This is a genomic window from Frigoribacterium sp. Leaf44 (assembly GCF_001421865.1).
Lineage (GTDB): Bacteria > Actinomycetota > Actinomycetes > Actinomycetales > Microbacteriaceae > Frigoribacterium.
The window spans coordinates 59,140-66,745 of the sequence record NZ_LMLG01000001.1; the positions used below are offsets into that span (position 1 = coordinate 59,140).

At 74.4% G+C, this 7,606-nt stretch carries 5 protein-coding genes; 2 read left to right on the forward strand and 3 right to left on the reverse strand.

Translation table 11 applies throughout. The annotated features are described in order from the left end of the window. Positions 1–49: 49 nt before the first annotated feature. Positions 50–2,647 (reverse strand): lamin tail domain-containing protein, encoded by a 2,598-nt coding sequence (locus tag ASE87_RS16430; RefSeq protein ID WP_056224995.1) that lies wholly within the window; start codon positions 2,645–2,647, stop codon positions 50–52. Between the two features lie 188 nt (positions 2,648–2,835). Between ASE87_RS16430 and ASE87_RS00340 the strand changes: the two genes are divergently transcribed. Beyond that, positions 2,836–3,786 carry a DNA polymerase domain-containing protein gene (locus tag ASE87_RS00340; protein WP_056225000.1) on the forward strand — a complete coding sequence of 317 codons (951 nt, stop codon included), beginning with the start codon at positions 2,836–2,838 and terminating at the stop codon, positions 3,784–3,786. A 62-nt stretch (positions 3,787–3,848) separates the two neighbouring features. Here the strand turns inward: ASE87_RS00340 and ASE87_RS00345 are convergent, their stop codons facing one another. Further along, positions 3,849–4,979 (reverse strand): ATP-dependent DNA ligase, encoded by a 1,131-nt coding sequence (locus ASE87_RS00345; protein WP_056225003.1) that lies wholly within the window; start codon positions 4,977–4,979, stop codon positions 3,849–3,851. A 142-nt stretch (positions 4,980–5,121) separates the two neighbouring features. Between ASE87_RS00345 and ASE87_RS00350 the strand changes: the two genes are divergently transcribed. Then, a complete protein-coding gene (locus tag ASE87_RS00350) occupies positions 5,122–6,222 on the forward strand; it encodes a glycosyltransferase family A protein (protein WP_056225006.1) in 1,101 nt (366 codons plus the stop codon). 409 nt (positions 6,223–6,631) lie between these two features. Here ASE87_RS00350 and ASE87_RS00355 read toward each other — a convergent pair whose 3' ends face one another. Then, on the reverse strand, positions 6,632–7,579 hold the full coding sequence (locus ASE87_RS00355; RefSeq protein WP_056225011.1) for an endonuclease/exonuclease/phosphatase family protein: 948 nt from the start codon (positions 7,577–7,579) through the stop codon (positions 6,632–6,634). Between the last annotated feature and the right edge of the window lie 27 nt (positions 7,580–7,606).

The following is a 7,606-nucleotide window of genomic DNA, read 5'->3' on the forward strand; positions in this document are numbered from 1 at the left end:
GAAGCTTCCGGGTTCATCGTTCGGAACGGGGTTCGCGGGGCGTCGTTCCTCAGTCGCGGGTGGGGCGACGGCGACGGGCGATCAGGGTGCCCGCCCCGGCGAGCACGAGCAGCAGGGCCGCGGCCGCCGCCCACCGGGCGTCCGAACCGGCGAAGGCGAGCTGCCCGTCGACCGTCGCCGGGCCCGAGCCCTGACCGATCGGCGTCACGCCCGTGCCGGGATCGGCGGGAGAACCGGGGCCGCCGGGCGTCCCGGGTGCACCGGGGGTGCCGGGAGTCCCGGGAGTCCCGGGGTCGCCGGGGTCGCCGGGCGTCCCGGGCTCGGCCGCCACGCCGGGGAACGTCCCGGCGCGCAGCGAGAACCCGTCGGTGTCGTTGTCGTCCGCGTAGAACGTCTGACGGGACCCGTCGACGCTCGTCGCCGCCGGGGCGATCGCGAAGCCTTCGTTGGCGAGCCCCCGGTCGGCGTTCGCCGGTGCCTCGTGGACGACGTCCTCGGCGAACGCCCCCGACTCGTCGACCGAGAACAGCGCCGTGCGGCCCGAGCAGGCCTCGTCGCAGACGACCCAGAGCGCGTCGAGGTCGGCGTCGAACTGCAGGTCGGCGACCAGGGCGAACGACGTCGCGATCGTCGCGACGCGCTCGAACGAACCGTCGTCCATCAGGGCGTAGGCGTAGACGCTCGCGGTGCCCTCGACGCCGACGAAGAAGAGCCCGTCACCGTGGCCGGCGTAGGTGGCCGGATCGTAGGAGGCGCCGGTCGCCTCGTCGACGAACCCCGCCTCGGTCAGCCACGCGTCGGGCACCCAGGTGATGCCCTCGAGGCCCGCGTTGGCCCCCAGGCCGGGGAAGTCCGCGGCGAGGTTCCACTCGTCGGTGGCGACCAGGGTCGTGGCCGGGCTCGCGGTCGCGGCGTCGTACCGCAGCACCGAGGGGCGGCTGACGGAGCCCGAGGCGTTGTTGCGCTCGGTCGACACGTAGACGCCCCCGGCGGACGAGTCGTCGGCGACCGTGACGCCCTCGGCGTCCACGATGTCGGTCGCGACCCCGCTCGGGTACAGCAGCTTCTTGCCGGCGACCCAGCCGTCGGTCGTCTGCGGAGCCCAGCCGCCGGCGCCGTCCGGGACGATGCGGTAGAGCAGGCCGTCGCCGTTCTGCACCGCCCAGAGCGTGCCGGCGGTGGCCGTGCCGGTCGGCTCGTAGTCGAGACCGCTCAGGTCGCCCGTGAAGGTGCCCTCGTCGTCCAGGGGGACCTCGTCGGGTCCGCCGGGCCAGGCCGTCGGCACGGAGACGCCGGCGAAGGTGTTGGCCGAGCCCTTGGTCGGGGCCGACGTGACGGCGAAGTCGCCCGTGCCGTCGGGGCCGCGGCCGTAGGTGGTGGCGGCGTGCGAGGTCCACGAGTACTCGTCGGCGAGGGTCGATCCGTCGGCCGCCGTCGTGCCGTCCGGCAGCAGCAGGCGCACCGAGTCGGCACCGCCCAGCCCGAAGTCGAAGCCGGCCGAGGTCGGGGTCTGCTCGTCGAGGACGACGAAGCCACCGGGGGCGACGACGGTCCCGGCCGGGATCACGTAGCGGTGCGTCGGGTCGGAGTCGGTCAGCACGTAGCCGCCGAGGTCGACCGACGAGGTGCCCACGGTGGTGAGCTCGACCCAGTCGCCGGGCGCGCCTCCCTGGCTCTCGACCTCGTTGATGCGCACGGGCGACGAGCAGTCGTTCGCCGCGCCCTTCGTGGTCGAGGTCGTCGTGGTCAGCTCGCCGGTGCCGTCGGGGCAGCGGCCGTAGCTGACCGTGCTGTGGACGCTCCAGGCGGACGACGCGACGAGCGTGCCCGCGGTGTCGAACAGGCGCGCCGAGTCGGGCTGGCCGAGACCGAAGTCGAAGCCGACCGGGTTCGAGCCCGAGGCCTGGTCGATCACGAAGAACGCACCGGGCTGCACGACCGAACCGGCGGGCAGGGTGAAGGGGGTGCGGACGTCGTCCTCGTCGCGGAAGGTGTAGCCCGAGACGTCGACGGGCACCGTGCCGACGTTCGTCAGCTCGACCCAGTCGGTGTCGTCGCCGTTGGACTCGACCTCGTTGATCACGACGTCGGTGGTGGCGGGCACGGCGGGGGTCGTCGGGTCGGTCGGGGCGGGGTCCGTCGGGTCGGTCGGCGCCGGTGTCGTCGCGCACTCGTTGGCGGTGCCCCGGGTTCCCGCGGCCGTCGTCGTGAACTCGCCGGTGCCGTCGGCGCAGCGGCCGTAGGTCGTGGTCGGGAACTGCGTCCAGGCGTACGAGTCGAGCAGCGTCGTGCCGTCGGCCGCGTAGAGCCGGACGGCGTCGGCGCGTCCGAGCCCGTAGGCGGCGGCGCCCCACACGGCGTCGTCGGCGACGTCGACGACCAGGCGCTCGCCGGCGGCGAGGACCGTACCCGCGGGCAGGGCGAGGGTCCGCGTGTCGTTGCTGTCGCGCAGCACGAAGCCCGACACGTCGGTGGGGGTGGCGGCGGTGTTGAGCAGCTCGACCCAGTCGTCGGTCGTGTCGATCTCGTTGACGACGACGTCGGCGTCGGCCGCGAGGGCGGGCAGGGCGCTCGTGGCCACGAGCCCGGCGGCGGCGATCGAGCCGGCCAGGGTCAGGGCGCCGAGGCGGAGCAAGGGCGTGCGCATTCGGGTGTCCGTTTCGTCGGGTGTGGACCGAACCATCTCGGACGGAAGCGACGCCCGGGTGAACACCCCGTGAACGCCGGCACCTCGTGCCCCGGCGGCGCGACGGGACTAGCGTCACGCACATGGCATCCGAGGCGACGACCCTGCGGGTGGGCGACCGCGACGTCCGCATCAGCAGTCCGTAGCGCGTGCTCTGGCCCGACCTCGGCGTGACGAAGCTCGACCTGGCCCGGTACCTGGCCGAGGTCGGCACGCCCTTCGTCGCGGCCAACGGCGACCGTCCGATCTCGCTGCAGCGCTTCGGCGGCGACGTCGACGGCGACCAGTACTTCTCGAAGAACCCGCCCCGCGGCACCCCCGACTACGTGCGAGCCGTCGACGTCACCTACCCGAGCGGTCGCGTGCACCCGCAGCTCGTGGTCGACGAGCCCGCCGCCGCGGTCTGGGCGGCCCAGATGAACACCCTGGTCTTCCACCCGTGGGCCTCGCGCGCCGAGCAGCCCGACCTGCCCGACCAGCTGCGCATCGACCTCGACCCGCAGCCGGGCACTTGCTTCGCGGACGCCGTGACGGCCGCGCTCGACCTCCGGGCCGTGCTCGACGAGGCGGGGCTCACCGCGTTCGTCAAGACGAGCGGCAACCGGGGCCTGCACGTCTTCGCGCCGATCGAGCCGACGCACGAGTTCCTCGAGGTGCGGCACGCCGTGATCGCCGCCGCCCGCGAGCTCGAACGCCGCACCCCCGACCGCGTCACCACCGCGTGGTGGAAGGAGGAACGCGGCGACCGCCTCTTCGTCGACTACAACCAGGCCAATCGCGACCGCACCATGGCGGGGGCGTGGTCTCCCCGGGCGCTGCCCCGCGCCTCCGTGTCCCTGCCGGTCACGTGGGACGACCTGCCCGGAATCGACCCGGCCGAGCACACCGTGCTGACGGTGCCCGAGCGACTGCAGACCCACGGCGACCCGTGGGGCTCGATGCACGAGTCGCCGGGGCGCATCGACACACTGCTCGCCTGGTGGGAGCGCGACGTCGCCGACGGTCTCGGCGAGCTGCCCTTCCCGCCCGACTTCCCGAAGATGCCCGGCGAGCCGCCCCGCGTGCAACCCAGCCGGGCGCGGAAGCCCGCCGCCGACTGAGCCGGCGGGGCCGAGGAGGCGCGGCTCACCACCGCCAGCCCCGCGCGGTCACCGACACCCGCCTAGGCGAGCACCTCGCCCAGGTCGTACGCCGCCGGCACCTCGAGCTGGTCGAACCCGCACGAGCGGGCCTCGCGGTCGTCGCGCCACCGTTCGACCTGCACGGTGTGGCGGAACCGGGAGCCCTCCATCTGGTCGTACCGCACCTCGACCACGCGCTCGGGGCGCAGCGGGACGAACGACACGTCCTTGCCCGACGAGAAGCGGCTGCGCTCGGTCTCGGCGTGACGCACCTCGCCGTCGTCGTCGCGGTCGACGAACGGTGCCAACTCGTCGACCAGCTCGAGGCGACGGGCGTCCGAGAACGCGGACGCGCCTCCGACGTTGCGCAGTTCGCCCTCGTCGTCGTAGAGCCCGAGCAGCAGCGACCCCACGCCCGAGCCGCTCTTGTGGACGCGGTAGCCGAGCACCACGACGTCCGCGGTGCGGTGGTGCTTGACCTTGAGCATCGTCCGCTTGCCCGGAGCGTAGGAGGCGCGGGTCGGCTTCGCGACGACCCCGTCGAGCCCGGCGCCCTCGAACTCGGTCAGCCACCGACGTGCGGTCGCTACGTCGTCGGTGGCCTGGCTGACGTGCAGGGGGTGGTCCGCGCCTCCTGCCGTGCCGGTGGCACCTCTGCCGGTGCCTCCCTCGGGGCCGACCGTCTCGAGCAGCAGCGCGCGGCGCTCGGCGAACGGGGCGCCGAGCAGGTCGCGGTCGCCCAGGGCGAGCAGGTCGAACGCGACGAACATCGCGGGGGTCTCGACGCTGAGCTTCGCGACGCGCGACGCGGCCGGGTGGATGCGCTGGCCCAGCGCGTCCCAGTCGAGTCGTTCGTGACCGGGCTCGCCGGTGCGCACGACGATCTCGCCGTCGAGCACGCAGGGCCCTGGCAGGAGGCGCGCGAGGGCATCGACCAGCTCGGGGAAGTACCGGGTCAGCATCTTCGAGCCGCGGCTGCCGATCTCGATCGTGAGCGGGGCGCCGTCGGAGTCGTCGGTGCCGGCGGCCGCGCGCTCGGCGTACACGATGCCGCGGAACCCGTCCCACTTGGGTTCGTAGACGAGCCCGCCCTCGACGGAGTCGGGCTCGGGCACGTCGGCCACGGCCTTCGCGAGCATGGGGACGATCGGTTCGGCGGCGGTCGGGATCATGCGCCGAGTCTGCTCTCGCCGGGCGAGCGTGCGGCCAGACCCCGGGAAACCGCCGAGACCCCCGTGCGCGACGACGGGTGTCGGCGACGTCCTGGGGTGTGAACGCTCGACGTGACCCGCCCCGACCGGGTTGGATGGGCGAGTGCGTGTCTGTGTCGTCGTCCCCGTCCGAGACGACGGAGCCCTGCTCGACGCGTGCCTCCGGTCGCTCGCGCGGCAGACGCGCGTGCCCGACGAGGTGATCGTCGTCGACAACGGCAGCACGGACGACACCGTCGAGGTCGCCCTGCGGCACGGTGCCCGCGTGGTCGCCGAGGCCGAGGTCGGCATCGCCGCGGCCGCCAGCACGGGCTACGACGCCGCCGCCGGGGTGGGTGCCGAGGCGGGCGCCCCCGCGCCCGCCGACCTCATCGGCCGGGTCGACGCCGACAGCGTCCTGCCCCGCACCTGGGTCGCCGATCTGCTCGGCACCCTCGTCGACGAGCCGGACGTGCTCGCCGTGAGCACGAACGCCCGCTTCTACGACGCGCCCGTCGGCGTCGAACGCCTGCTCTCCGCTCTCTACGTCGGCGCGTACCACCTCGTGATCGGGGCCGCCCTGGCGCACTGGCCGCTGTTCGGCTCGACGATGATGATGCGCCGCACCGCCTGGCTCGACGTCCGCGACGAGGTGCATCGGCACGAGACCCTGCTGCACGACGACATGGACCTCGCCCTGCACCTCGGCGACCGCCAACTCGCCGGTCGGGGCCGCATCGCCTACCGCCGCGACGTCGTCACGGGCATCTCGGCCCGGCCGCTCGACCCGGGCAACGCCCCGTGGCTGCGGACGTACCGGGCGCTGCACTCGTTCACGGTCCACGGCACCGACGGCCTGCCGTGGTCGCGCTGGTTGCGCGCCGATCCGGCCGGCGTCTTCACGCGGCTCGGCTGGGCGCCCTCAGCGGTGGTGGACGCGCGGGCGGCCGTGGCCGACGGCGTCGCCCCCGTGTCCGTCGGCACCCGCGCCGGCACCGGCTCCGGACGAGGAGGCGCGCGCGGCCCGGCCGCGGACGTCGCCCCCCACGAGGAACGGCAGCGCCAGCCCGGCCAGCAGCGAGCCGAGGCCGCCCGCGGCGAGGTCGCCGATCGTGTCGTCGTAGCCGACGAAGATCGCCGAGTCGACGAGGGTGTGGCCCGCCCACTCGCCCATCTCCCACAGGGTGCCGGCCGCCAGGCCGAACGCGACCGTCAGCAGGACTGAGCCGACGCGGGCGGAGCGACCCGCGCCTCCTCGTCCGTCACGGCGGCCCGGCGACACGATCCAGCCGGCGCGGTGGGCCAGGACGACGAACACCGCGGCGAGCAGGCCGTTGAGCACGAAGTGCACGACCGTGTCGTAGCCCGTGACCCGGGTGTAGAGCTCGAAGACGCTGCTCCAGGCGGCGCCCAGCGCGGCGACGCCGACCATCAGGTCGAACGTCGCCCGGAGGCCGAGCATGCGGGGCACGAGGGTGCCGAGCAGGGCCAGCATCAGCACGGCGATCTCGACGACGCCCCAGCCGACGCCGACCACGACGACGCTCAGCGCGGCGACCACGCGGACGGCGTCGGCGACGTACTCGAGGACTCCGTGCGGGCGGCGGAGGAAGGTCTCGGCGACGGTGGGCATCTCAGGACTCCTCGGGGTGGTGCTCTGCGGGACGGTGCTCGGCGGGACGGTGTCCGGCGTGCCCGGACGGCCAGCGCACGACGGCGTGCACCGGGTCGTGGTCGGAGGGGGCGACGCCGCCGGGACGGACCCCGCCGACGCCGGCCCGCTCGACGTGGGCCCCGGTGTCGACGAGCAGCCAGTCCAGGCGGCGGCCGCCGGTGCGGGGCGGGCCGTAGTTCGAGTACGAGCCCCAGCCCGGGTCGAGCCGCACGTCGGCCACCACGCGGCTGTCGACCAGCCTGCCGCGGGTCAGTTCGCGGTGCGCGGGGGAGTCGACCACGGCGTTGAAGTCGCCCATCACGACGACGGGCCCGTCGAGGGCGTCGGTGAAGGTGCGCAGCTGCACGGCGGAGTGTCGCCGCGAGCGGGCCGAGAGGTGGTCGAAGTGCGTCACGACCACGTGCAGTCGGGCTCCGGTCGCGAGGTCCTCGAGCTCGGCGTGGACGGCCGTGCGGGGGATCATGTTGCCGTACGAGCGCGACCCCGGCACCGTGGGGGTGGCCGAGAGCCAGAGCGCCTCGTGGCGGACGATCCTCAGCCGGGCGGTGTCGACGTACAGCTCGACGCGCTCGCCGCCGCGGTCGCGGTCGCGACCCGTGCCGACCGAGGCGTAGTCGGCGCCGAGGGCGTCCGCGAGCTGCGCGGACTGGTCGGGTAGCGCCTCCTGGATGCCCAGCACCGAGGGTCGCTCGGCCTCGAGCAGGAGGCGCAGCGCCGGCAGCCGGGACGACCACCGGTCGGCCAGCGCGTGACGGGTGGTCAGCACCTGCGGCATGCGCCGCCGCACGTTGTAGGTCATGAGGTGCAGGTCCGGGGCGGCCACCGGGCCGACCGTGGGTACGACCCGGTGGTCACCCGGACCGGCGGTGGCGGGGGTGGCGGCGGAGGTGTCGGTCGGGGGCGTCATGGCGTGTGCGACGGTAGGCCGTCGCAC